Genomic DNA, 25439 nt, shown 5'->3' with positions numbered 1-25439 from the left:
GCGCCGGGCTCCGAGACGGCCCACGCCGTCATGGCGGTCACTTGGAGTCGCGGTCGAACTGCGCCTTCGACCAGCTGTGGCCGAGGACGGCGAGACCGAGGCACCAGACGATGGTGATCCACCAGTTGGCGCCGATCTCGGTGCCGAGGAGCAGGCCGCGCAACGTCTCGATGGCGGGGGTGAACGGCTGGTACTCGGCGATCGGCTGGAACCAGCCCGGCATCGCGTCGACCGGGACGAAGGCGCTGGAGACGAGGGGCAGGAGGATCAGCGGCATCGCGTTGTTGCTGGCGGCTTCGGCGTTGGGGCTGCTCATGCCCATCCCGACCGCGATCCATGTGAACGCCAGGGCGACCAGCGCGAGAAGTCCGACGGCCGCGAGCCATTCCAGGGGGGTGGCGTCGGTGGTGCGGAAGCCGATGGCCACGCCGACGGCGCCGACGAGGACCACGCTGGTGATCGCCTGCAGCACGCTGCCGACGACGTGTCCGAAGAGCACCGAACCACGGTGGATCGCCATCGTGCGGAAGCGGGCGATGATGCCCTCGGTCATGTCGTTCGAGACGGACACCGCGGTGCCGATCGTCGTGGAACCGATGGTCATCAGCAGCAGGCCCGGAACGATGTAGGCGATGTAGGCGGAGCGGTTGCCGCCGCCGATGCCCGCGCTCATGGTGCCGCCGAAGATGTAGACGAAGAGCAGCAACAGCATGATCGGGGTGAGCAGCAGGTTCAGGGTGAGGGACGGGTAGCGCCGGGCGTGCAGGAGGTTGCGGCGCAGCATGGTGGCCGAGTCGCGTACGGCGAGGCTCAGGGAGCTCATCGGGCAGCCTCCTTCGGCTGGTTCGGCTGGTTCGGCTGGCGGGGGACGTCGGCGCCGCCGGTCAGGGCGAAGAAGACGTCGTCGAGGTCGGGGGTGTGCACGGTCAGCTCGTCGGCCTCGACGCCGGCCGCGTCGAGCCGGTCGAGGACGGCGCGCAGGTCGCGCTGGCTGCCGTCGCTGGGGATCCGCAGCGCGAGCGCCTCGTCGTCCCGGGTCACTTCGCGCAGTGCGGAGACGGCGCCCCGGTACGCGGACGGGTCGGCGAAGCGGAGGCGGACGTGTCCGCCGGGGACGATCCGCTTCAGCTCCTCGGCGGTGCCCTCGGCGGCGATCCTGCCGTCGTCGAGCACGGCGATGCGGTCGGCGAGTTCGTCGGCCTCTTCCAGGTACTGGGTGGTGAGGAAGACGGTGACGCCGTCGGTGACGAGTTCACGGATGATCTGCCACATGGTGTGGCGGGAGCGCGGGTCGAGGCCGGTGGTCGGCTCGTCCAGGAAGATGATCCGTGGGTTGCCGACCAGGGTCATGGCGATGTCGAGGCGGCGCCTCATTCCGCCGGAGTAGGTGGAGGCGGGCTTCTTCGCAGCCTCGGTGAGGTCGAAGCGCTCGAGCAGTTCGGCGGTGGTCTGCCTGCCCTCGCGCTTGGGGAGGTGGTGCAGGTCCGCCATGAGAAGCATGTTCTCCTCCCCGGTGATCAGGCCGTCGACGGCGGAGAACTGACCGGTGACACCGATCACGGCGCGGGCCGCCTGCGGGTCGGTGGCGAGGTCGTGGCCGCCGACGAGGATCCGGCCGGAGGCGGGGTCGGGGGAGACGAGGGTGGAGAAGATGTTGACGGCGGTGGTCTTGCCGGCGCCGTTCGGGCCGAGCAGGGAGAAGATCGTTCCCTCCGCAACGGCCACGTCGATGCCGTCGAGGACGGTCTTGTCGCCGAAGGACTTGCGCAGCCCGTTCGCCGCGATGGCCCAGTTGGTCATGAGAGGTGCTCCCTTGGAGAGGCCGCGGGGGTCAGAGACTGCGGGCGGTGATGTCGCCGTGGACCGTGGTCGCGTGGACGGTGAGGCCGTGCGCCGCGTCGGCGTTCTTGAGGGCGTTGTGGATCCGGCCGTAGGAGGTACCGGCGTCGAGGGCGGCGGAGGTCCCCCGGGCGACACCGACGGTGATGTCACCCTGTTCGGTGCGCAGCGTGAGGGTGCCGCGCGCGGCCTCGTCGACGGTGAGGTCGCCCCGCATGGTGCTGATCTCGGCGGCCCCGGTGAGGCGGCCGACCGTGACATCACCGTCCTGGAGGACGAGACGGGCGCTGCCGGCCTCGTCGAGCTTGACCGTGGCCTGCGCGCTTTCGAAGGCGACGTCGCCGAGCCGTCCCACGCCCCGCAGCTCGCCGCAGGACGCCTTGGCCTCGACACGGGAGCCGGCGGGCAGCCGCACGGTCACCTCGACGGATCCGGAGTGTCCGAGAATCCGCTTCTTCGGTTCCGGGACCTCGATGCGCAGGACGCCTTCGCCGTAGGCGACCCGCACCTCCTCTGCCGCCTTGACGTCGCGGCTCGTGGAGGCGTCGGAGGGCAGAACCTCGACGGTGGTGTCGCTGCGGTCGGCGGCGATCAAGCGTATCTCCCCTGCGGGGATGTCGAGGACGGTGGAGATCGGAGCGGGGGTGTCGAACTTCTGCATCGTGCTCTCCTTCGGCTTGTCGTTTTCCATATGGAAAACGCTACGTTGCGTTCAAGGAATCCGCAATTAGTTCATTGCGAATGAAGAGCATTCATGCAGGTCAGCCAGAATATTTTGTTGCAATGGCTCTGCGAATCAATGCAATGGGGCGCACTCGTTTTATTGCAATGAGATGAAGCGAACGCTAAGCTGGGCGTGGCACAGGCCGTCAGGGAGCGCGCACGGGAAGCACGGAGGAGACCGCGATGCCGGGAGGCAGGCTCACCCAGCAGGAACGTCAGCAGATCGCGCTGGGACTGGCCGACGGACTCGCCTACGCGGAGATCGCCCGACGCCTGAAGCGCCCGACGTCGACCGTCACGCGTGAGGTCCTGCGCAACGGCGGCCCCACCGCCTACCGCGCCGACCTCGCCCACCGTGCCACCGAGCACCGCGCCCGCCGCCGCCGGCAGGCCGCGCCCCGGGACACGAAGGCGCCCGCGCAGGCCCACGGGCGTGACGCCGAAGCGGTCCGGGCGTACGAGGAGACGTTCACCACCGCCATGATGCAGTCGGGGATGCCCAAGATGATGTCCCGGGTCATGGCCGCCCTCAGCCTCACCGACACCGGCAGCCTCACCGCGGCCGAACTCGTCCAGCGCCTCGGTGTCAGCCCCGCGTCCGTCTCCAAGGCGATCGCGTTCCTCGAGAGCCAGGGCATGGTCCGCCGGGAGCGCGACGAACGCCGCCGCGAGCGCTATGTCGTCGACGACGACGTCATGTACCAGTCGATGATGGCCAGCGCCCGGGCCATGGCCCAGATCGTCCAGATCGCACGGCAGGGCGCCGGCGTCCTCGGCCCCCGCACCCCGGCCGGCGTCCGCTTCGAGAACATCGCCCGCTTCCTCGACTTCGTCTCCGAGAGCACCGCCCGCGCCGCGGAGCAGGCCCGCGAGATCCTCCACACCAAGCCCGAAACGACTCCGGAGGGCACCTTCACGCCCTCGGACCGCACCGCCGAGCCACGTTCGGACCAGGGACAGCCGGCTCGGAGAGAGGAGCCCGGGGCCCGCTCCCCACGCCCGGCCCCGGAGCCCAGTACCCCGGCCGGGGCACTAGTGCCCCGGCACTAGCTCGGCCAGGGAACCATCGACGCGAACACCAGAAGCGACAGCAGAACCGTGCAGGGTGCGAGGGTGGCGAGGACCCAGCGCGGGACGGCGTTCCGTGCACTCCACGGCAGGCACCAGCCGACCAGCAGCAGCACGAAGGCGACGCCGAGACCGACCCGGAGGACGGCGTACGCGGTGTCGAAGCCCGCGGTGAACCGGTCGGCCTCCGCTCCGTTGCAGGAGTCGCAGGCCATGGGCGTCAGTCCGGCGAAGACGAAGGCGAAGAGGCTCGCGGGAAGGGTGAGCACGGTCGCGATCAGCGGCGCGATCCACGCCCGGTACGCGGTGCCGCTCTGTGTGGTGTCCGGCATGACCTCCACCCAACCGCGGGCCGGAAGCGGACACATGAGCACTGCTACTCAACTGCGTGCGTATCCACTACGCAGGCGACCGAGCGGATCCAGGACCGCGAGTCCGAATGCTTCCGGAACACGCGAAAGGGCCCGTACGACGGATGTCGTACGGGCCCTTTCAGGCCGGATGCCGACCCTCAGGCGAGGAAGCTCACTTGAGGATCTTGGTGACCTGGCCGGCGCCCACGGTGCGGCCACCCTCGCGGATGGCGAACTTCAGGCCCTCTTCCATGGCGATGGGCTGGATGAGCTCCACCTTCATCTCGGTGTTGTCACCCGGCATGACCATCTCGGTGCCCTCGGGGAGGGTCACCACGCCGGTCACGTCCGTCGTACGGAAGTAGAACTGCGGGCGGTAGTTGTTGAAGAACGGCGTGTGGCGGCCGCCCTCGTCCTTGGACAGGATGTACGCCTGCGCCTCGAAGTCGGTGTGCGGGGTCACCGTGTTCGGCTTGATGATGACCTGGCCGCGCTCGACGTCCTCGCGCTTGATGCCGCGGAGCAGCAGACCGACGTTCTCACCGGCCTGACCCTCGTCCAGCAGCTTACGGAACATCTCGATGCCCGTAACCGTGGTCTTGGTCTTCTCTTCCTTGATGCCGATGATCTCGACTTCCTCGTTCACCTTGAGGACACCGCGCTCGATACGGCCGGTGACGACCGTACCGCGACCGGTGATGGTGAAGACGTCCTCGATCGGCATCAGGAACGGCTTGTCGACGTCACGCTCGGGCTGCGGGATGGACTCGTCGACCGCCGCCATCAGGTTGAGGACGGAGTCCACCCACTCCTTCTCGCCCTCGAGCGCCTTCAGAGCGGAGACCTTGACGACCGGAACGTCGTCGCCCGGGAACTCGTACTCGGTGAGGAGCTCACGGACCTCGAGCTCGACGAGCTCCAGGATCTCCTCGTCGTCCACCATGTCGGCCTTGTTCAGGGCGACGACGATGTACGGAACGCCGACCTGGCGGGCCAGGAGCACGTGCTCCTTGGTCTGCGGCATCGGGCCGTCGGTGGCGGCGACCACCAGGATCGCGCCGTCCATCTGCGCGGCACCGGTGATCATGTTCTTGATGTAGTCCGCGTGACCCGGGCAGTCGACGTGGGCGTAGTGACGCGACTCGGTCTGGTACTCGACGTGCGCGATGGAGATGGTGATACCGCGCTGGCGCTCCTCGGGCGCCTTGTCGATGTTGTCGAACGGGGTGGCCTCGTTCAGGTCCGGGTACGCGTCGTGCAGCACCTTGGTAATGGCGGCCGTGAGGGTCGTCTTACCGTGGTCGATGTGACCGATGGTGCCGATGTTGACGTGCGGCTTAGTCCGCTCGAACTTCGCCTTCGCCACTGGGGTCCTCCTGTGGAGTGGTTCTGTACGCCTTACTCATCGGCGCCAGGTGATCTTTGCTGGGGTGCCGCCCGCCGGGGTTCTCTCCGGAGCCCGAGACCCGGGGTCTCGGCCGTGGATCGGATCCCCGGCGGTCGGTGTCAAGCCTAAAGCGTGTGAACGGGGTGCGTTACTCGCCCTTGGCCTTCGCGATGATCTCCTCGGCGACGTTCCGCGGAACCTCGGCGTAGGAGTCGAACTGCATCGAGTAGCTCGCGCGACCCGATGTCTTGCTGCGGAGGTCGCCGACGTAGCCGAACATCTCCGACAGCGGAACCAGGCCCTTCACGACGCGGGCGCCGGCACGCTCCTCCATGGCCTGGATCTGGCCACGACGGGAGTTGATGTCGCCGATGACGTCGCCCATGTAGTCCTCGGGCGTGGTGACCTCGACGGCCATCATCGGCTCGAGCAGCACGGGGCTGGCCTTGCGGGCGGCCTCCTTGAACGCCTGCGAACCGGCGATCTTGAACGCCAGTTCGGAGGAGTCGACCTCGTGGTAGCCGCCGTCGAGCAGGGTGACGCGCACGCCGGTCATCTCGTAACCGGCGAGGATGCCGAACTGCATGGCCTCCTGCGCACCGGCGTCGACCGAAGGGATGTACTCCTTCGGGATGCGGCCACCGGTGACCTTGTTCACGAACTCGTACGAGGTGTCGCCCGCCTCGAGCGGCTCGATCGCGATCTGCACCTTGGCGAACTGACCGGTACCGCCGGTCTGCTTCTTGTGCGTGTAGTCGACGCGCTCGACGGCCTTGCGGATCGTCTCGCGGTACGCGACCTGCGGCTTGCCGACGTTGGCCTCGACCTTGAACTCACGGCGCATGCGGTCGACCAGCACCTCGAGGTGCAGCTCGCCCATGCCGCCGATGATGGTCTGGCCCGTCTCCTCGTCCGAGTGGACCTGGAAGGACGGGTCCTCCTCGGCCAGACGCTGGATCGCGACGCCCAGCTTCTCCTGGTCGCCCTTCGACTTGGGCTCGATGGCGACCTGGATGACCGGCGCCGGGAAGTCCATGGACTCCAGGATGACCGGGTTCTTGTCGTCGGACAGCGTCTCACCGGTGGTGGTCTGCTTCAGGCCCATGACGGCGACGATGTCGCCGGCGCCCACCGACTCGATCTCCTCACGCTTGTTGGCGTGCATGCGGTAGATCTTGCCGATGCGCTCCTTCTTGCCCTTGACCGAGTTCAGCACCTGCGTGCCGGACTCCAGGCGGCCCGAGTACACCCGGACGAAGGTGAGCTTGCCCAGGTGCGGGTCGCTCATGATCTTGAACGCCAGCGCGGACAGCGGCTCCTCGTCGGACGGCTTGCGCCTGACGACCGTCTCCGGGTCCTTGACGTCGCGGCCCTCGATGGCCTCGATGTCGACCGGGGACGGCAGGTAGCGCACGACCGCGTCGAGCAGGGGCTGGACGCCCTTGTTCTTGAACGCGGTGCCGCAGAACACCGGGGTGACGGTGGTGCCGGTGCTCTTGCCGGACGCGATGGTGATGCGACGGATCGCCGCGTACAGCTGCTCCTCGGTGGGCTCCTCGCCCTCCAGGTACAGCTCCATCAGCTCTTCGTCGTTCTCCGCGACGGCCTCGAGCAGCTTGCCGCGCCACTCCTCGGCCGCCTCGGTGTGCGTGGCCGGGATGTCGACGACGTCGTACATCTCGCCCTTGGTCGCCTCCGCGGACCACACCAGGGCCTTCATGCGGATCAGGTCCACGACGCCCTTGAAGTCGGCCTCGGCACCGATCGGCAGCTGCATGACCAGCGGCTGCGCGCCCAGACGGTCGGAGATCATGTCGACGCAGCGGTGGAACTCGGCGCCGGTGCGGTCGAGCTTGTTGACGAAGCAGATGCGCGGAACGCCGTAGCGGTCCGCCTGACGCCACACCGTCTCGGACTGGGGCTCGACGCCGGCAACGCCGTCGAACACCGTCACGGCACCGTCGAGCACACGCAGGGAGCGCTCCACCTCGACGGTGAAGTCGACGTGCCCCGGCGTGTCGATGATGTTGATGGTGTGGTCGACGTCGTCCAGCGGCCAGTGACAGGTGGTGGCAGCAGAGGTGATCGTGATGCCACGCTCCTGCTCCTGCTCCATCCAGTCCATGGTGGCAGCGCCGTCGTGGACCTCACCGATCTTGTAGGAAACGCCGGTGTAGAACAGGATCCGCTCGGTGGTGGTCGTCTTGCCCGCGTCGATGTGGGCCATGATCCCGATGTTGCGGACCCTGGCCAGGTCAAGTGAAGTGGTAGCCATAAGGCTTCAGTCTTCTCTCGGTCTCGATGGGGTAGCGACTACCAGCGGTAGTGCGCGAAGGCCTTGTTGGACTCGGCCATCTTGTGCGTGTCCTCGCGCTTCTTCACCGCGGCACCGAGGCCGTTGGAGGCGTCGAGGAGCTCGTTGAGCAGCCGCTCGGTCATGGTCTTCTCGCGACGGGCGCGGGAGTAACCGACCAGCCAGCGCAGCGCCAGGGTGCTGGCACGGCCGGGCTTGACCTCGACCGGGACCTGGTAGGTGGCGCCACCGACACGGCGGGACTTGACCTCGAGGGTCGGCTTGATGTTCTCGAGAGCGCGCTTGAGCGTGATGACGGGGTCGTTGCCCGTCTTCTCGCGCAGACCCTCCATGGCGCCGTAGACGATGCGCTCGGCGGTGGAGCGCTTGCCGTTCAGCAGCACCTTGTTGATCAGCGAGGTCACCAGAGGAGAGCCGTAGACCGGGTCGATGATGACCGGGCGCTTCGGGGCGGGGCCCTTACGAGGCATTCTTACTTCTCCTTCTTGGCGCCGTAGCGGCTGCGAGCCTGCTTGCGGTTCTTGACACCCTGGGTGTCGAGCGAGCCGCGGATGATCTTGTAGCGAACACCCGGCAGGTCCTTCACACGGCCGCCGCGCACGAGCACGATGGAGTGCTCCTGCAGGTTGTGTCCCTCACCCGGAATGTAGGCGGTGACCTCGATCCCGCTGGTCAGACGCACACGCGCGACCTTACGCAGGGCCGAGTTCGGCTTCTTCGGGGTGGTCGTGAACACACGCGTGCAGACGCCACGGCGCTGAGGGGAACCCTCAAGTGCAGGCGTCTTGTTCTTCTCGACCTTGTCCTGCCGGCCCTTGCGGACCAGCTGCTGGATCGTAGGCACTACTTCTCCGGTTTCTGTGTGCCGATGGGTACAGCTAACCTGGAACGTCGCCGACCCACGCGGTCGGGTGTGTCGAATCCCGCGGACTCCCGCCGCCAGGCAGAAAGAGGCGCAGATTACGGTGGCCGGTGAAGGCTCCCCGTGCGGTTTCAAGGCACGCACAAGAGCCAGGGCACACCCCAGGCACAAGGTCTGAGCGTACCTACCTCACGGACTTCGGTCAAAACAAATGGAGCTCACCCCGACGTGCCGGACTTGTCCCGGTTCTCTTCCTCCATTATGCGGCCCTTCCATGGGGGTCCCACTCGTTCCGCTCTCGCACCGCCCGTGGCTGTACGTTGAGCGGTCGCTGTGCCAGGGGACGGGGGCTGGAGAAGGCGGACCGGGCCGCACTGCTCGCGCTCGGCCATGAGCTGTCCTTCGCGCCCCGCGTCGTCCTGCTCCACCAGAGCGAGCCGTCCTCGCACGTGCTGTTCGTCCTGTCGGGCTGGACGAAGGTGACGGCGGCGGCGGCCAACGGATACGAGGCGCTGCTCGCGCTGCGGGGCCCCGGCGACATCATCGGCGAGTCGGCCGCGCTGACCGGACGCACCCGGTCGGCGACCGTGACCGCGCTGGAGCAGGTGCGGACCGTGGCCGTCCAGCGCGAACGCTTCACGGACTTCCTGGCTCGCTCCCCCGCCGCCTCCTTCGCCCTGCTCGGCCTCGCCTCCGACCGCACGCGCGCCGCTGACCGGCGCCGTCCGGAGTTCGCCTCGATGAACGTCAAGGAGCGGTTCGCGACCCTGCTGCTCGACCTCGCCCGCACCCACGGCCGCCGCACCGACGACGGCATCGAGCTCTCCGTACCGCTGAGCAAACAGGAACTCGCGGGGTCCGTGGGGGCCTCCCGCGAAATGGTGCAGCGGCTGCTCAAAGAGCTGCGGGAGCGCAGGGTGGTGCTCACCGGGCGCCGGGCCCTGGTGATCCTTCAGCCCGACGTCCTGCGCAGAATCGCACGGGCGAGGTCGGCGGAGTGAGAGCGGAGTCGGCGAAGTAAGCGCGCAGTCGGCGGAGTGAGCGCGGAGTCGGCGGAGTGAGCGCGGAGTCGGCGGAGTGAGCGCGGAGTCGGCGGAGTGAGAGCCGGGGCCCGGGAGCCGTCTGTGCACACGGTCACAGTTCCAGTGGGTCACCCGTCCTCACGCCCCGGCCACCACCGGCGCCACCCTGCTGACCGAGGCGATGCCCCGTCCGGCGGGAAAGCCGGCGGGGAAGCAGCCGGCCCAGCCGCCGGGAAGGCAGCCGGCCCAGCCGCCGGAACAGCAGCCCGCCGACACGGCCCCGGGCCGGAGGAGGAGCTCGCCCCGGAGGCGCGGGCCGCCCAGCGGGAACTGGTCGCGCACACCCCCGGATTCATGCTCGGCGAGGGCACGGCCTTCGGCGGCAGCCTGGTGGGCGGCGCCCAGCACGGTGTGTCCGGCGGGCGGGTCGGCGGCGATGCCTACATGGGCGGCAGGACCGAGATCCACCACCACGGCCCGGCGTCCGCCGCCCCGGACGCCTCCGGCGAGATACCCCCGGAGCGGCTGAGGGAACTCGCCGAGGCCTTCGCCGAGGGCCCCGCCTTCGCATCCGCCCTGGAGCGGCTGCGCGTGGAGCGGGTGCTGGTCCTCTCCGGCGCACACGCCACGGGCCGCAACGCCGCCGCGCAGATGCTGCTGCACCGGCTGGGCGTCCCGGCCGTCCACGCCCTGAGCCCCGAGACCGCGCCCGCGGCCCTGAGCGCGCGGCTCACCCGGCCCGGCGGGCACGTCCTGCGCGACCTCGCCCTCAGCCGCAACCGGCCGTTACGGGACACCCATCTGTTCGCGGCCCGCGGCCAGCTCGCCGCGGTGGACGGCCACCTCGTCGTCACCGTCGAGAACTCACCGCACCTGCCCGGCGTCACGCCCTGCCGTTGGACGCCGCCGAGCGCCCGGGACGTCGTACGGGCCCTGCTCGTCAGACGCAGACCGGACGACGTCGAGGCCCTCCTCGCCCTCGAACCGGTGGCCGCCTTCCTGTCCGCAGCCGACCGCCGTCCGGCCGAGGTATCCGCGTTCGCCGCGGCGCTGGCCGCCTACGACGACAGCCAGGGCGCGCCGGCGCGGCTCGCGGACTTCGGGCAGTCCGCGGTGGAGAAGCAGTGCCGTGACTGGCTCGGGGACCCGGCGACCGGGCTGCGGGACAAGGCGTTCCTCATCTCGCTCGCCGTCTTCGACCAGGCCCCGTACGTCCTCGCGGCCGAGCCCGCCGACAAGCTGTTCGTGCACTTCCAGCGTTTGCAGCACCCCGAACTGCCTCCGGAGATACCGGTGTTCGGGCCGGCCGCCGAGGACCGGCTGACGCTCGCACGGGCCGACGGGGAGGTGCGGCAGGAGCCGACCGACTGGGGGCCGGTCCCGCAGTTCATGGCCGGCTTCCTCGACGAGCGCATCCCGAGGGTCCTGCTCACCGAGCTGTGGACCGGTCACCCCTCGGCACGCCCGGCGGTGGTGGAGTGGCTGAAGCAGCTTGCCCGCGACGGCCGTCCGCTGGTGCGCACCCGCGCCGCGGCCGCCGCCGCGCTGCTCGCCGACGCCGACCTGCCCTCCACGATGGCGCTGCTCGTCGACGGCTGGGTCACCTCCCGCTCCCCGGGCCGCCGCGTCACCGCCGCGAACACGCTCACGCCGGCCCAGCTGCTGGGGGCACCCGTGGTGCTGCGGCTGCTCGGCCAGTGGTGCAACGACGGCAACTGGGCGCGCCGCTGGACCGCCATCCGCGCCCTCGGCCTGCTCGCGCCGCTCCGCCCGGACCTGGCCGGACCGGCGCTCGACGCGCTCGCCGCCCGCGCCCGGGCCGACACCAGCAGCCAGGCGGAGCGCAACAACCTCACCGAGTCCGCGGCCCTGCTGCTCTCCGCCGGCCCCCGACGCGGGGAAGTACTGGCGGAGTTCGTACGGCTGCTGTACCTGGACACCCCGGCGGTCCGCGACCTCGCGCTGGCCGCCTTCGTACGCGCCTGCGACAACGACGAGGACGGCGCGCTCGTCGGCTGGTACGCCGAGACCGGCATGTACGAGGCGGACGCGGCCCGCGACCTGGCCACCCTGTGGCGCACCGCGCTGAACGACCGCACCCACACCCGGGCGGCCCTGGACGCCCTGCACACCTGGGTGTACGTCGCCGGGCGCCGTGCCGATGCCGCCCTCGCCCTGGAACCGCTGCTGACCGCGCTGGTGGTCACCGCGGACGGCCGCAAGCGCCTCGACCACGGGCTGCGCACGATGCGCGCCGAGGACGGCGGCCCGCGACCGTCGCCGGCGGACCGGCTTCTCGCGGTACTGCATCCGGCCCCCACCCACTGAAACCACCCCAGTACACGAGGAGTTGACCCATGGCGGAGTTCCGCCGGCCGCCGGAACAGCAGCAACAGGCCGACCGGCACACCACCCTGATCGACCCGGTGCTCACCGTGCGCCCGATCTCCCGGTTCGACTACACGGCCCGCAGACAGGTGGGCGCGATCGACCACGCTCTGGTCTTCGCCACCTCGGGCGGCTCGTACGACGCCTATCTGCCGCCGCACCGGCCGAGCCGCACGGACGCGGCGACCCGGCGCTACACCTCGGTCTACGAGGTGGACATGGGCAGCCATCCGGTCCAGCTGGAACTCGAACTGCCGAGCGACGACGACGCGTTCTCCTTCGGTGCCACCGCCGACCTGACCTGGCGGGTGGCGGATCCGACCGCCTTCGTCGCGAGCGGCGAGCGGGACGTGTCCACCCGACTCACCCGTGAACTGCAGCAGTTGGCACGCCCGGTCACCCGGCGCTTTCCGATCGAGGACAGCCCGGCCGCCGAACGGGCCGTCCAGCAGGCGGTCGAGGAGGGCCGCTTCGCCGTGGGCACCGGGCTGAACGTCACCTGTGCGGTACGGCTGCGCCCGGACGACGAGGCGATCGAGCACCGTCGGCGCAAGCGCAGCCTGCGGTACGAGTCGGAGATGCTGGACCCCGAGCACGAGTTCCGGGTGCGCCGGGCAAAGCTCGAACACGAGCTGGAGGTGCTGCGCGAGCAGCAGTCGCAGGAGCTGATCGCCCGGAAGATCGCCTTCTACCAGTACCACCGCCAGCACGGCGGCGTGGGCGCCTGGGCGCTGCACCTCGCGGCGCATCCCGGTGACACCCGGATGGTGATCAACACCCTGCAGACGGATCAGCTCGGCGTCATCCGCAAGGAGCTGGAGCTGATCGCCGGGGACATGCTGGAGGACTTCCAGAAGGCCGAGTCGGCCCGGTCCGTCCTGCGGTCCGTCGACGACCTGATCAGGCAGCAGGCGCCCCGGGCCGCGTCCGACGCACAGGCACTGCCCCCGGGCGGAGCCCCGCGGCCACCCGACAACGGCCGGATACCGCCGGCGCCCCAGGCACCGCCTCCGCCGTACGGCGACCGGCAGCCGTGCGTACCGCACGCCGGGGCGTACGAGCCGGCGGCGTACACACCCCAGACGCCTCCCCGCCATCCGTACCGCCGGTACCGCCGGTACCGCCCGTACCGCCGGTCTCCGACGGACCCGCGCCCGCTGTACCGCCCGCGCCAGGAGCCCACTCGTGGGGCTCGCCCGAGGCGGGGTCCGCGTGACCGCGCCGGACACCGTCACCGCCCAGGACAACCGGACCGCGGAACGGCTGCTCGACGAGTTGCGGGGGGAGATCGCCCGGGCCGACAGCAAGGCATCCGTCCTGGTGGCGGCGCTGGGCATGACCGCGGGGGTGTTCACCGGGCTGCTGGCCGGGCGGCACTGGTCGCCCGGCCGGTTGTCCGCCCCCGGAGCCGCCGTGTGGTGGGCCGGGGCAGCCGCGCTGGCCCTGTCGCTGGTCGCGCTGCTCCTCGGCGACATCCGGCAGGCCGTACGCGAGGGCCGGCTGGCCGAGGTGCTCGCCGAGACCGACCGCGCCCCCGCAGCCGCCCTGCTCGCCGCCCTCACCGAGACCAGCCGGATCGCCGCGTCCAAGCACCGATGGATCCGTACCGGCCTGATCGCCTTCTGCGTCGGCACCCTGCTGCTCCCCGCCGGCCCGCTCATCGGCTGACGTCCCCGTACACGAAGGAACCCGACCATGTCCCAACCACCGCAGTACCCCGCGGAAGCGCGGTTCCCGGATCCGAGCCCGAGCCCCGGCACCGACGCCCCCGGAAATCCGGGCCCGGCCCACCCCGAAAGCACCCCCCGCCCCTCCGGACCCGCTCCCGGCCTGCCCTGGCCCGAGCCCGGCCACGGCCACGGCGAACGCAGCACCCGCCGGCCCCCCGTACCCGGGCCCGACGGCACCCCCGTACCCGGCCCCTGCGTATCCGAGCCCGGCAGCCTCGTACCCCGGCACCGCACAAGCCCACCCAGGCCCGGCAGCCTCGTACCCCGGCACCGCACAAGCCCACCCAGGCCCGGCAGCCTCGTACCCGGGCAGTGCGCCCCCGCCGTACCCCGGCACCCCCCCCGCAGGTCGGCACGCCCGTACCGGCGCAGTCCGCCGTCCCTCCCGTGCCCTCCGCGACGCCCACCGTCGGCGCCCCCGTGCCCGGGCCGGCGCCGGACGACCTCGACTACCGTCACCGCGGCTCCCGGGTCCATGTCGCCGAGCACCAGCGCGGCGCCGACGCCACCGCGATAGGACGGCTGGCCGTGCAGGTGCCGGGATTCCTGGTGAGCCTGGCCCTGGTCAGCTCGATCGCGCTCGGGATGTTCGACGACCTCGTGGGGACGGTCGTGCTGCTGGCCTGGCTCGCCTCGGGCCTGCTCGTCTTCCACCGGCCCGCCGAGCTGGCGTTCGCCCGGTTCGTGCTCAAGCTCCGGCTCCCGACGCCCGAGGAGCGGGCTCGCCTCGAACCGGTCTGGCACGAGGTGACCGCCCGCGCGGGCATCGAGCCGCACACCTACGAGCTGATGGTGGAGAACAGCGACGAGTTGAACGCGGTGGCGGTCGCCGGCCATGTCGTCGGCGTCACCACGTACTCCCTCGACCGGATCCCGAGCAGCAACCTGGCCGCCGTGCTCGCCCATGAACTGGGCCCCCACACCGGCGGCCACGCGTGGGCCGGCCTCCTCGGCCACTGGTACTCGCTGCCGGGCCGGGCCGCCTGGGCGACCTCCTCGCCTATGCGGGCCGGCGCGGTGAGCTGCGCGCCGACCAGCAGGCCGCCGAGCTCGGCTTCGCCCGTGAGCCGGCCGAGGTCGTGCACCACTTCCAGGCCGAAGAGGCCGCGGCGAAGGCGGCCGCCGTCGCACGGGGACAGAAGCTCCAGGAGCCCGGAGCCCGGAGCCCTGGCCCGGCTGCTGTCCGCGCACCCCGACCACCGCACCCGGCTGAGCGCACTGGGGCCGTATCCCGGGCTCAACCGCTGAACCGGGGACACGGCTCCGCACCCGATACGCCGAAGGGCGGCCACCCCGGGGGTGACCGCCCTTCGACTCAAGCTGCCCGCTTACTGGTTGTACGGACCGTAGTCGTAGTCCTCCAGCGGCACGGCCTGGCCGGAGCCCGTGCCGAACGGCGAGTAGTCGATGTCGTCGTAGCCGACGGCCGAGTACATCGCGGCCTTGGCCTCCTCGGTCGGCTCGACCCGGATGTTGCGGTAGCGGGACAGACCCGTACCGGCCGGGATGAGCTTACCGATGATGACGTTCTCCTTGAGGCCGATCAGGGAGTCGGACTTGGCGTTGATCGCCGCGTCCGTGAGGACCCTGGTCGTCTCCTGGAAGGACGCCGCCGACAGCCACGACTCGGTCGCCAGCGAGGCCTTGGTGATACCCATCAGCTGCGGACGGCCGGAGGCCGGGTGGCCGCCCTCCTGGACCACACGACGGTTCTCCTGCTCGAACTTCGAGCGCTCGACCAGCTCGCCGGGCAGCAGCTCGGCGTCGCCGGACTCGATGATCGTCACGCGGCGCAGCATCTGCCGGATGATGATCTCGATGTGCTTGTCGTGGATCGACACGCCCTGCGAGTTGTAGACCTTCTGGACCTCGCCGACCAGGTGGACCTGGACGGCACGCTGACCCAGGATGCGCAGCACGTCGTGCGGGTTGGTGGCACCCACGGTGAGCTTCTGGCCCACCTCGACGTGCTCGCCCTCGCTGACCAGGAGCCGGGCGCGCTTCGAGATCGGGTAGGCGCTCTCGTCGCTGCCGTCGTCCGGCGTGATGACGATCTTCTTGGTCTTCTCGGTCTCCTCGATCCGGACGCGGCCGGACGCCTCGGAGATCGGGGCGACACCCTTCGGGGTACGGGCCTCGAAGAGCTCGACGACACGCGGCAGACCCTGGGTGATGTCGTCACCGGCCACACCACCGGTGTGGAAGGTACGCATCGTCAGCTGGGTGCCGGGCTCACCGATGGACTGGGCGGCGATGATGCCGACCGCCTCACCGATGTCGACCAGCTTGCCGGTGGCCAGCGAGCGGCCGTAGCACATGGCGCAGGTGCCGACCGCGGACTCGCAGGTCAGGACCGAGCGGGTCTTGACCTCGTCGACGCCCTGGAGGATCAGCTCGTCCATGAGCACGTCGCCCAGGTCGGTGCCGGCCGGGGCCAGCACCCTGCCGTCGACCACGATGTCCTCGGCGAGGCAGCGCGCGTACACGGACGTCTCGACGTTCTCCGCCTTGCGCAGCACGCCGTCGGCGCCGCGCTCCGCGATGCTCAGCTTGAGGCCGCGGTCGGTGCCGCAGTCCTCCTCCCGGATGATGACGTCCTGGGAGACGTCGACCAGACGACGGGTGAGGTAACCCGAGTCGGCGGTACGCAGAGCGGTGTCCGCCAGACCCTTACGGGCACCGTGCGTGGAGATGAAGTACTCCAGCACGGACAGACCCTCACGGAACGACGCCTTGATGGGACGCGGGATCGTCTCGTTCTTGGCGTTGGACACCAGACCGCGCATACCGGCGATCTGACGCATCTGCATCATGTTCCCTCGGGCGCCCGAGTTCACCATCATGAAGATCGGGTTGGTCTTCGGGAAGTTTTCGTTCATCGCCTCGGCGACCTCGTTGGTCGCCTTGGTCCAGATCGCGATGAGCTCCTGGGTGCGCTCGTCCTTGGTGATCAGACCGCGCTCGTACTGCTTCTGGACCTTCTCGTCCTGCGCCTCGTAGCCCTTGACGATCTCCTTCTTCGCCTCGGGGACGACGACGTCGGAGATGGCGACGGTGACACCGGAACGGGTGGCCCAGTAGAAGCCGGACGCCTTCAGGTTGTCGAGCGTCGCCGCCACGATGACCTTCGGGTAGCGCTCGGCGAGGTCGTTGACGATCTCCGAGAGCTGCTTCTTGCCGACCTCGTAGTCGACGAACGGGTAGTCCTCGGGCAGCAGCTCGTTGAAGAGCGCACGGCCCAGCGTGGTGCGCAGCCGGAAGGTGTCACCCTGCTGCCACTCCGGCTCGCCCTCCTCCTGGGCCGGCGGGGTCCAGCCGCGCGGCGGGATGGTGCCCACCGGGAAGCGGATGTCCACGCGCGACTGGAGCGAGAGCTCTCCGGCGTCGAACGCCATGATCGCCTCGGCCACGGACGCGAAGGAGCGGTCCTCGCCCTTCACGTCGCGCATCTCGCCGTCCGTGGTCAGGAAGAACAGACCGAGGACCATGTCCTGGGTCGGCATCGTGACCGGGCGGCCGTCGGCCGGCTTGAGGATGTTGTTCGAGGACAGCATCAGGATGCGGGCCTCGGCCTGCGCCTCCGCGGACAGCGGCAGGTGCACGGCCATCTGGTCGCCGTCGAAGTCCGCGTTGAACGCGGTGCACACGAGCGGGTGGATCTGGATGGCCTTGCCCTCGACCAGCTGCGGCTCGAAGGCCTGGATGCCGAGGCGGTGCAGGGTGGGCGCACGGTTCAGCAGAACCGGGTGCTCGGCGATGACCTCTTCGAGGACGTCGTACACGACCGTGCGGCCGCGCTCCACCATGCGCTTGGCGCTCTTGATGTTCTGCGCGTGGTTCAGGTCCACCAGGCGCTTCATCACGAACGGCTTGAACAGCTCCAGCGCCATCGCCTTCGGCAGACCGCACTGGTGCAGCTTCAGCTGCGGACCGACGACGATCACGGAACGCGCCGAGTAGTCGACACGCTTGCCGAGCAGGTTCTGGCGGAAACGGCCCTGCTTGCCCTTCAGCATGTCGCTGAGGGACTTCAGCGGACGGTTGCCGGGGCCCGTGACCGGGCGGCCGCGCCGGCCGTTGTCGAAGAGGGCGTCAACGGCCTCCTGAAGCATGCGCTTCTCGTTGTTGACGATGATCTCCGGGGCACCGAGGTCCAGGAGCCTCTTCAGACGGTTGTTGCGGTTGATGACACGGCGGTACAGGTCGTTCAGGTCGGAGGTCGCGAAGCGGCCACCGTCCAGCTGCACCATCGGACGCAGGTCCGGCGGGATGACCGGCACGCAGTCCAGGACCATGCCCTTGGGGCTGTTGGACGTCTGCAGGAACGCGGAGACGACCTTCAGCCGCTTGAGGGCACGGGTCTTCTTCTGGCCCTTGCCGGTGCGGATGATCTCGCGGAGCCTCTCGGCCTCCTCCTCCAGGTCGAAGGACTCCAGGCGCTTCTGCAGCGCCGCGGCACCCATCGAGCCGTCGAAGTACGTGCCGAAGCGGTCACGCAGCTCGCGGTACAGCAGCTCGTCGCCCTCGAGGTCCTGGACCTTGAGGTTCTTGAACCGGGTCCACACCTCGTCGAGGCGGTCGATCTCGCGCTGCGCGCGGTCGCGCAGCTGCTTCATCTCGCGCTCGGCGCCCTCGCGCACCTTGCGGCGCACATCGGCCTTGGCGCCCTCGGCCTCCAGCTCGGCCAGGTCGGTCTCGAGCTTCTTGGCGCGGGCCTCCAGGTCGGCGTCGCGGCGGTTCTCGATCTGCTGCCGCTCCACGGAGACGTGCGCCTCCAGGGAGGGCAGGTCGCGGGTGCGGCGCTCCTCGTCGACGTACGTGATCATGTACGCCGCGAAGTAGATCACCTTCTCCAGGTCCTTCGGGGCGAGGTCGAGCAGGTAGCCCAGCCGCGACGGAACGCCCTTGAAGTACCAGATGTGCGTGACGGGGGCGGCCAGCTCGATGTGGCCCATCCGCTCACGGCGCACCTTCGCACGCGTGACCTCGACGCCACAGCGCTCGCAGATGATGCCCTTGAAGCGGACGCGCTTGTACTTGCCGCAGTAGCACTCCCAGTCCCGGGTGGGGCCGAAGATCTTCTCGCAGAAGAGGCCGTCCTTCTCGGGCTTGAGCGTGCGGTAGTTGATGGTCTCGGGCTTCTTGACCTCGCCGTGGCTCCACTGACGGATGTCGTCAGCGGTGGCCAGGCCGATCCGGAGCTCGTCGAAGAAGTTGACGTCGAGCACTATGCGTCAATCCCTCTCAGGGTTGTGAGTCTTTGGTCTGATACGGGGGCCTGGGGGTCGGCGGGCCCTGATGGTGCAAGGCCCGCCGGACTCCCGTCAGACCTCTTCGACGCTGCTCGGCTCGCGCCGGGACAGGTCGATGCCGAGCTCCTCCGCAGCGCGGAAGACGTCCTCGTCGGTGTCACGCATCTCGATGGACATACCGTCGCTGGACAGCACCTCCACGTTCAGGCACAGGGACTGCATCTCCTTGATGAGCACCTTGAAGGACTCGGGGATGCCGGGCTCGGGGATGTTCTCGCCCTTGACGATGGCCTCGTAGACCTTCACGCGGCCGGTGACGTCGTCGGACTTGATGGTCAGCAGCTCCTGGAGGGCGTACGCGGCGCCGTACGCCTCGAGCGCCCACACCTCCATCTCGCCGAACCGCTGGCCACCGAACTGGGCCTTACCACCGAGCGGCTGCTGGGTGATCATCGAGTACGGGCCGGTCGAGCGGGCGTGCAGCTTGTCGTCGACCAGGTGGTGCAGCTTCAGGATGTACATGTAGCCGACCGAGATCGGCTCCGGGAACGGCTCACCGCTACGGCCGTCGAACAGCCGCGCCTTGCCGGACGGGAGCACCATGCGGTCGCCGTCGCGGTTCGGGATGGTGTGCTCCAGCAGACCGGCCAGCTCGTCCTCGCGGGCACCGTCGAAGACCGGCGTCGCCACGTTGGTGCGCGGCTCCACCTGGTCGGCGCCGATGACCTGCAGGCGCTGCGCCCACTCCTCGGCGAGGCCGGAGACGTCCCAGCCCTGGCTGGCGAGCCAGCCGAGGTGGATCTCCAGGACCTGTCCCGGGTTCATCCGGGACGGCACGCCCAGCGGGTTGAGGATGATGTCGACCGGGGTGCCGTCCTCCAGGAACGGCATGTCCTCGATGGGCAGGATCTTCGAGATGACGCCCTTGTTGCCGTGGCGGCCGGCGAGCTTGTCACCGTCGGTGATCTTGCGCTTCTGCGCCACGTAGACGCGGACCAGCTGGTTCACGCCCGGCGGCAGCTCGTCGCCCTCCTCGCGGTCGAAGACGCGCACGCCGATGACCTTGCCGGTCTCGCCGTGCGGCACCTTCAGCGAGGTGTCACGGACCTCACGGGCCTTCTCACCGAAGATCGCGCGCAGCAGACGCTCCTCGGGGGTCAGCTCGGTCTCACCCTTCGGGGTGACCTTGCCGACGAGGATGTCACCGGCGATGACCTCGGCACCGATGCGGATGATGCCGCGCTCGTCGAGGTCGGCGAGGACCTCCTCGGAGACGTTCGGGATGTCCCGGGTGATCTCCTCGGGGCCGAGCTTGGTGTCACGGGCGTCGACCTCGTGCTCCTCGATGTGGATCGAGGAGAGGACGTCGTCCTGCACGAGGCGCTGCGACAGGATGATCGCGTCCTCGTAGTTGTGACCCTCCCACGGCATGAACGCCACGAGCAGGTTCTTGCCGAGCGCCATCTCGCCGTTCTGGGTGGCCGGACCGTCGGCGAGGACCTGGCCCTCGACGACCCGGTCGCCCTCGTTGACGACGACCTTCTGGTTGACCGAGGTGCCCTGGTTGGAGCGGGCGAACTTGGCCAGGCGGTACGTGATGTACGTGCCGTCGTCGTTGGCGGTGGTGATGTAGTCCGCGGAGACCTCCTGGACCACGCCGGCCTTCTCGGCCTTGACGACGTCGCCGGCGTCGACCGCGGAGCGGTACTCCATGCCGGTGCCCACGAGCGGGGCCTCCGACTGGATCAGCGGAACGGCCTGGCGCATCATGTTCGCGCCCATGAGGGCGCGGTTGGCGTCGTCGTGCTCGAGGAACGGGATCATGGCGGTCGCGACCGACACCATCTGGCGCGGCGAGACGTCCATGTAGTCCACGTCCTCGGGGGCGACGTAGTCGACCTCGCCGCCACGGCGGCGCACCAGGACGCGGGCCTCGGCGAACCGGAGGTCGTCGGTCAGCGGCGCGTTCGCCTGGGCGATGACGAACCGGTCCTCCTCGTCGGCCGTGAGGTAGTGGACCACTTCGGTGACGACACCGTTCTCGTCGACCTTGCGGTACGGGGTCTCGACGAAACCGAACGCGTTCACCCGGCCGTAGGTGGCGAGCGAGCCGATCAGACCGATGTTCGGGCCTTCGGGCGTCTCGATCGGGCACATGCGGCCGTAGTGCGAGGGGTGGACGTCACGGACCTCGAAGCCGGCCCGCTCACGGGACAGACCACCCGGGCCGAGCGCGGACAGACGCCGCTTGTGCGTCAGTCCGGACAGCGGGTTGTTCTGGTCCATGAACTGGGACAGCTGGCTGGTGCCGAAGAACTCCTTGATGGAGGCGACGACCGGCCGGATGTTGATCAGGGTCTGCGGCGTGATCGCCTCGACGTCCTGGGTGGTCATGCGCTCGCGCACGACGCGCTCCATACGCGCCAGACCCGTGCGGACCTGGTTCTGGATGAGCTCGCCGACGCTGCGCAGGCGGCGGTTGCCGAAGTGGTCGATGTCGTCGGTCTCGACGACGATCGTCTGGCCGCTGTCGCCGACCGTCTCGGTCTCGCCCGCGTGCAGCTTGACCAGGTACTTGATCGTCGAGATGACGTCCTCGACGGTCAGGATGCCCGCGTCGAGCGGGGCGTCCGCACCCAGCTTCTTGTTGACCTTGTAGCGGCCGACCTTCGCGAGGTCGTAGCGCTTCGGGTTGAAGTACAGGTTCTCCAGCAGCGTCTGCGCGGCCTCACGCGTGGGGGGCTCGCCCGGGCGCAGCTTGCGGTAGATGTCGAGCAGCGCGTCGTCCTGGCCCTGGGTGTGGTCCTTCTCCAGGGTGGCGCGCATGGACTCGTACTCGCCGAACTCCTCGAGGATCCGCTCGGTCGTCCAGCCGAGCGCCTTCAGGAGGACGGTGACGGACTGCTTGCGCTTGCGGTCGATGCGGACACCGACCATGTCGCGCTTGTCGATCTCCATCTCCAGCCAGGCACCGCGGGACGGGATGATCTTGGCGGAGAAGATGTCCTTGTCGGACGTCTTGTCGATGCTCGAGTCGAAGTAGACGCCGGGGGAACGGACCAGCTGCGACACCACGACACGCTCGGTGCCGTTGATGACGAAGGTGCCCTTGTTCGTCATGAGCGGGAAGTCACCCATGAAGACGGTCTGGGACTTGATCTCGCCGGTCTCGTTGTTGGTGAACTCGGCCGTGACGAAGAGGGGCGCGGCGTACGTGAAGTCGCGCTCCTTGCACTCGTCGATCGAGTTCTTCGGCGGCTCGAAGCGGTGGTCGCGGAACGTCAGCGACATCGACCCGGAGAAGTCCTCGATCGGGGAGATCTCCTCGAAGATCTCCTCGAGGCCGGACTTGGTGGGGACGTCCTGACCGGACTCCAGAGCCGCCTCGACGCGAGCCTTCCACGCGTCGTTGCCGAGCAGCCAGTCGAAGCTCTCGGTTTGCAGCGCGAGAAGGTTCGGAACCTCGAGGGGCTCCTTGATCTTTGCAAAGGAGATGCGCAGCGGGGCGGTGCTGGCGCCGTTGTTCGTATTCGCGGTCGAGGCAGTGCGCGAGGCGGCCAAGAGGGGGTCCTTCCGAGGGCTCGGACTCACTACGCGCGTACCGGTCCCCACCGGGCACAGAGATGGAAGTCCCAGGTCGGAGACTCATCATCGTCGATGCTCGAGCGAGGGGCGTGTCTCCTGGTGACGGGCAGGAGGCAGCTAACAGGCAGCGCAAAGGGTCAGTGTAGCCACTTGGCACACTGATGTCCAGTGCGGGTTTGCAGGCTCACGACGGAGTCCTTCGTTGTCCCTCAACACCTGCGGCGAGCCACGCCCTCGATGCACATCGATACTGCCCTCTTCGTCGCCGATCCATGCCTCGGATTCCGGATCGTTGTGACGACGCGTCCTGAGAATTGCGCGCTGCGTGCAGTTCGTCAAGGCCCTCCTCGCCCGAACCGGGTGCTGCCATCGTCACTTGCGACCTGTCACCGGGGCCCTCGGAGGCACGACGAAGATCACCATACTCCCCGCGGCGACGGCCGCAAGGCAGCCGCCGCCCGACCCCCCGGAACGCCGAAGAGCGACCACCCGGATGGATGATCGCTCTTCACCGCGTTCGCGTTACAGCCCTACGAGTGAGCCGTGTCCGAAACCCATGGGGTCCCGGTCCGGCATCCGGGTGAACTGTGAGCGGTGCTCGCGGAGGGGCCGCAGGGGGCGTACCGCCCCGTACGGCCCCGTGGGTCCCGTCGGACCCGTGAGTCCGGTGCGGACCCCGCGGAGGTCCTACTTGACCTCGACGGAGGCGCCGGCGCCCTTGAGGGACTCGGCGGCCTTCTCCGCGGCCTCCTTGTTGACCTTCTCCAGGACCGGCTTCGGGGCGCCGTCCACCAGGTCCTTGGCCTCCTTCAGGCCGAGGGAGGTCAGCTCGCGCACGACCTTGATGACCTGGATCTTCTTGTCGCCGGCACCGGTGAGGACGACGTCGAACTCGTCCTTCTCCTCCTCGACCTCGGCGGCCGGGGCACCCGGGACACCGGCGGCCACGGCGACCGGGGCGGCGGCGGTGACGTCGAACTTGTCCTCGAACGCCTTCACGAACTCGGAGAGCTCGATGAGGGTCATCTCCTCGAACTGCGCGAGCAGGTCTTCCTGGCTGAGCTTCGCCATGACGGGCGATCCTTCCACTTATTCGGCTGGTGCCGTGTGTACATGTCGGCGGGCGTGCGGCCCGCGGCGACCGCCGCGTCGAGCGGCGGTCAATGTGCGAGCCGAGTTACTCGGCACCGCCCTGCTCGGCCTGCTTGGCGCGCAGCGCGTCCACGGTGCGGACGAGCTTCGACGGGAGCGCCTGGAAGAGCGCGGCAGCCTGGGACTGCTTGCCCTTCATGGCGCCCGCCAGCTTGGCGAGCAGAACCTCGCGGGACTCGAGGTCCGCAAGCTTCTTGATCTCGTCGGCGGACAGCGCCTTGCCGTCAAGGACACCGCCCTTGATGACGAGGTTGGGGTTGTCCTTGGCGAAGTCGCGCAGACCCTTCGCCGACTCCACCGGGTCACCGGTGACGAAGGCGACCGCCGTCGGACCGTTGAACAGGTCGTCCAGCGTCGTGATCCCGGCCTCGTTGGCCGCAATCTTGGTCAGCGTGTTCTTCACCACGGCGTACTGGGCGTTCTCACCGAGCGATCGGCGCAGGTTCTTCAGCTGCGCCACGGTGAGACCGCGGTACTCGGTCAGCACGGCGGCGCTGGAGCTGCGGAACATGTCCGTCAGTTCGGCAACCGCGGCAGCCTTGTCGGGCCTCGCCATAGAGCCTCGGCCTCCTTCCGGGTGATTCGGACCGCGCGGACCCGAAGGAGGACTGGGGAAAACGAAACGCCCCGGCGCAGGCGCACGGGGCGGACTCGACCGGTCGTACACACGAAGGACGCGCGCACTCCAGGAGCTCTTCCACGGTCACCTGCGCGGGTCGTCCGCAGTTCAGCGGATCCTTCGGCCACCGCGCCCTCGAACGAGCGCACGGCAACGACCAGCGGTCTTTGGCTTCTGTTGGAGAGTACGGGAACGGATCGCCGTCAGGCAAATCCGTTCCCGGGGCGCCGTTGCCGGGGGCTGTCCCCCCGGCACTCAGCCCTGTGCGGCGCCCTTCATCATGTCGCCGAGGTCGACCGTGTCCCGGGCGGGCGGGGCGGTGACCGTCACCGGCTTGTTGAAGTCGAGGAAGGTGATGGTCATGTCGAGCGGGCCCTTGGCGGCATCGCTGCGCATCCGGAACTGCTTGGCACGGTTGCCGCCGTCCATCCACATGTCCATGGTGATGGTGTCGGCGCCCATCTCCTCGTACTGCTTGAGGCTCTTCTCCCGCAGCTCACGGGTCTGCCTGTCCTCCCCCTTGAGGGAGGCGCGCAGGTCGGCAAGGGTGAGCGTGCCCTTGTAGTGCGTCGTCCGCACGCCGTCGACGGTCTCGGTGCCGACCTTCTTCACGTTCTTGGAGCCGGTGAGGAAGGTGGACTCCTGGGCCGGGTTCTGGCCGGTCCGGCCGCCGCCCAGCTCACCGCTGTTCAGCCGCTTGTCCATGCCCAGGGTGGCCATGTCGAACTTGACCCAGCTCTTGCCGCCCATCTCCTTGGCGGCCTCGGCGCCCCCGCCGACGTACATCGCCTTGCCGACGAGCCGGATCTCGACCGGCCCGTGGACGGCCTGGTCCTCGACCGTCATCTTCATGCTCATGGCGGGCGGCTTCACTCGCATCGCGGCCTCGCCGCTGACCCGGCCCGCGCCCGGGACCGTGCCCTTCATCCGGTAGTGCAGGGACGTGACGGCGTCCGCGTTCTTCGCGGCCGCGGCCACGGCCGCGGCGGGCGTCATCCGCGGCTCCTGCGCGCCACCCTTCGTACAGGCGACGGCTCCCCCGCCCAGGACCAGGGCCCCGAGCACCGCGCCCACCGCTCCACGCTCCATCGCGCCGCGCACGGCACTCTTCATGATTCCCCCCAAGGAACACATGGACGATTCAC

The 25439-nt window shown here is 69.2% G+C and carries 20 protein-coding genes; 5 read left to right on the top strand and 15 right to left on the bottom strand.

All coding sequences use genetic code 11. The annotated features are described in order from the left end of the window. Window positions 1-37 precede the first annotated feature (37 nt). From ACFYMU_RS17300 to ACFYMU_RS17290, 3 genes are read right to left on the bottom strand one after another with little or no spacing between them, the layout of a single operon-like run. Entirely contained in the window at window positions 38-823 is a 786-nt protein-coding gene (locus tag ACFYMU_RS17300) for an ABC transporter permease (RefSeq protein ID WP_388373618.1), read from the bottom strand. Further along, window positions 820-1800 (bottom strand): ATP-binding cassette domain-containing protein, encoded by a 981-nt coding sequence (locus ACFYMU_RS17295; RefSeq protein WP_388373616.1) that lies wholly within the window; start codon window positions 1798-1800, stop codon window positions 820-822. Before ACFYMU_RS17295 ends, ACFYMU_RS17300 begins: the two co-directional genes overlap by 4 nt. Before the next feature lie 31 nt (window positions 1801-1831). Then, the gene (locus ACFYMU_RS17290) at window positions 1832-2500 is read right to left on the bottom strand and encodes a DUF4097 family beta strand repeat-containing protein (protein ID WP_388374040.1); all 669 of its coding nucleotides are present in this window, start codon (window positions 2498-2500) and stop codon (window positions 1832-1834) included. 245 nt (window positions 2501-2745) lie between these two features. Here ACFYMU_RS17290 and ACFYMU_RS17285 point away from each other — a divergent pair, with 245 nt between their 5' ends. Further along, window positions 2746-3612 (top strand): helix-turn-helix domain-containing protein, encoded by an 867-nt coding sequence (locus ACFYMU_RS17285; protein WP_388373614.1) that lies wholly within the window; start codon window positions 2746-2748, stop codon window positions 3610-3612. Here the strand turns inward: ACFYMU_RS17285 and ACFYMU_RS17280 are convergent. The 5 genes from ACFYMU_RS17280 to rpsL all read right to left on the bottom strand — a co-directional run bounded on the left by ACFYMU_RS17280 (window position 3609) and on the right by rpsL (window position 8528). Continuing rightward, the gene (locus tag ACFYMU_RS17280; protein ID WP_388373612.1) at window positions 3609-3962 is read right to left on the bottom strand and encodes a hypothetical protein; all 354 of its coding nucleotides are present in this window, start codon (window positions 3960-3962) and stop codon (window positions 3609-3611) included. The genes ACFYMU_RS17285 and ACFYMU_RS17280 overlap by 4 nt on opposite strands. A 193-nt stretch (window positions 3963-4155) precedes the next feature. After that, window positions 4156-5349 (bottom strand): elongation factor Tu, encoded by a 1194-nt coding sequence (tuf, locus tag ACFYMU_RS17275; RefSeq protein WP_388373610.1) that lies wholly within the window; start codon window positions 5347-5349, stop codon window positions 4156-4158. Window positions 5350-5518: 169 nt separating this feature from the next. After that, window positions 5519-7645: an elongation factor G gene (gene fusA / locus ACFYMU_RS17270; protein ID WP_388373608.1), complete on the bottom strand. Its 2127-nt coding sequence runs from the start codon at window positions 7643-7645 to the stop codon at window positions 5519-5521. Window positions 7646-7683: 38 nt separating this feature from the next. Further along, a complete protein-coding gene (gene rpsG / locus ACFYMU_RS17265) occupies window positions 7684-8154 on the bottom strand; it encodes a 30S ribosomal protein S7 (protein ID WP_030345396.1) in 471 nt (156 codons plus the stop codon). Between the two features lie 2 nt (window positions 8155-8156). Further along, on the bottom strand, window positions 8157-8528 hold the full coding sequence (rpsL, locus tag ACFYMU_RS17260; protein ID WP_003948652.1) for a 30S ribosomal protein S12: 372 nt from the start codon (window positions 8526-8528) through the stop codon (window positions 8157-8159). Window positions 8529-8866: 338 nt separating this feature from the next. Here rpsL and ACFYMU_RS17255 point away from each other — a divergent pair, with 338 nt between their 5' ends. Beyond that, on the top strand, window positions 8867-9547 hold the full coding sequence (locus ACFYMU_RS17255) for a Crp/Fnr family transcriptional regulator (RefSeq protein WP_388373606.1): 681 nt from the start codon (window positions 8867-8869) through the stop codon (window positions 9545-9547). A gap of 159 nt (window positions 9548-9706) precedes the next feature. Here the strand turns inward: ACFYMU_RS17255 and ACFYMU_RS17250 are convergent, their stop codons facing one another. Next, a complete protein-coding gene (locus tag ACFYMU_RS17250; RefSeq protein ID WP_388373604.1) occupies window positions 9707-9910 on the bottom strand; it encodes a hypothetical protein in 204 nt (67 codons plus the stop codon). Between the two features lie 12 nt (window positions 9911-9922). Here ACFYMU_RS17250 and ACFYMU_RS17245 point away from each other — a divergent pair, with 12 nt between their 5' ends. After that, window positions 9923-11896: a hypothetical protein gene (locus ACFYMU_RS17245; protein WP_388373602.1), complete on the top strand. Its 1974-nt coding sequence runs from the start codon at window positions 9923-9925 to the stop codon at window positions 11894-11896. A 265-nt stretch (window positions 11897-12161) separates the two neighbouring features. On the opposite strand, the gene ACFYMU_RS17240 is transcribed toward ACFYMU_RS17245, so the two are convergent. Further along, window positions 12162-12440: a hypothetical protein gene (locus tag ACFYMU_RS17240; protein ID WP_388373600.1), complete on the bottom strand. Its 279-nt coding sequence runs from the start codon at window positions 12438-12440 to the stop codon at window positions 12162-12164. A gap of 728 nt (window positions 12441-13168) precedes the next feature. Between ACFYMU_RS17240 and ACFYMU_RS17235 the strand changes: the two genes are divergently transcribed. Both ACFYMU_RS17235 and ACFYMU_RS17230 read left to right on the top strand, forming a co-directional pair. Beyond that, the gene (locus tag ACFYMU_RS17235) at window positions 13169-13624 is read left to right on the top strand and encodes a Pycsar system effector family protein (RefSeq protein ID WP_388374038.1); all 456 of its coding nucleotides are present in this window, start codon (window positions 13169-13171) and stop codon (window positions 13622-13624) included. Window positions 13625-14073: 449 nt separating this feature from the next. Next, entirely contained in the window at window positions 14074-14934 is an 861-nt protein-coding gene (locus ACFYMU_RS17230; RefSeq protein ID WP_388373599.1) for a M48 family metalloprotease, read from the top strand. Between the two features lie 80 nt (window positions 14935-15014). Here the strand turns inward: ACFYMU_RS17230 and ACFYMU_RS17225 are convergent, their stop codons facing one another. From ACFYMU_RS17225 to ACFYMU_RS17205, 5 genes are all read right to left on the bottom strand, one after another. Then, window positions 15015-18914, bottom strand: a complete 3900-nt coding sequence (locus tag ACFYMU_RS17225) for a DNA-directed RNA polymerase subunit beta' (protein WP_388373598.1) — start codon at window positions 18912-18914, stop codon at window positions 15015-15017. Between the two features lie 96 nt (window positions 18915-19010). After that, window positions 19011-22499, bottom strand: a complete 3489-nt coding sequence (gene rpoB / locus ACFYMU_RS17220; RefSeq protein WP_388373596.1) for a DNA-directed RNA polymerase subunit beta — start codon at window positions 22497-22499, stop codon at window positions 19011-19013. 711 nt (window positions 22500-23210) lie between these two features. Further along, window positions 23211-23594: a 50S ribosomal protein L7/L12 gene (gene rplL / locus ACFYMU_RS17215; RefSeq protein WP_388373594.1), complete on the bottom strand. Its 384-nt coding sequence runs from the start codon at window positions 23592-23594 to the stop codon at window positions 23211-23213. 106 nt (window positions 23595-23700) lie between these two features. Continuing rightward, window positions 23701-24231: a 50S ribosomal protein L10 gene (rplJ, locus tag ACFYMU_RS17210; protein WP_388373593.1), complete on the bottom strand. Its 531-nt coding sequence runs from the start codon at window positions 24229-24231 to the stop codon at window positions 23701-23703. A gap of 318 nt (window positions 24232-24549) precedes the next feature. After that, window positions 24550-25407 (bottom strand): DUF1396 domain-containing protein, encoded by an 858-nt coding sequence (locus ACFYMU_RS17205; protein ID WP_388373592.1) that lies wholly within the window; start codon window positions 25405-25407, stop codon window positions 24550-24552. Window positions 25408-25439 lie beyond the last annotated feature (32 nt).

Origin of the sequence: Streptomyces sp. NPDC007264, from assembly GCF_042869095.1 — a bacterium.
Lineage (GTDB): Bacteria > Actinomycetota > Actinomycetes > Streptomycetales > Streptomycetaceae > Streptomyces.
Note: the sequence above shows the minus strand (reverse complement) of the source record. Positions and strands in the feature narration are given on the sequence as shown.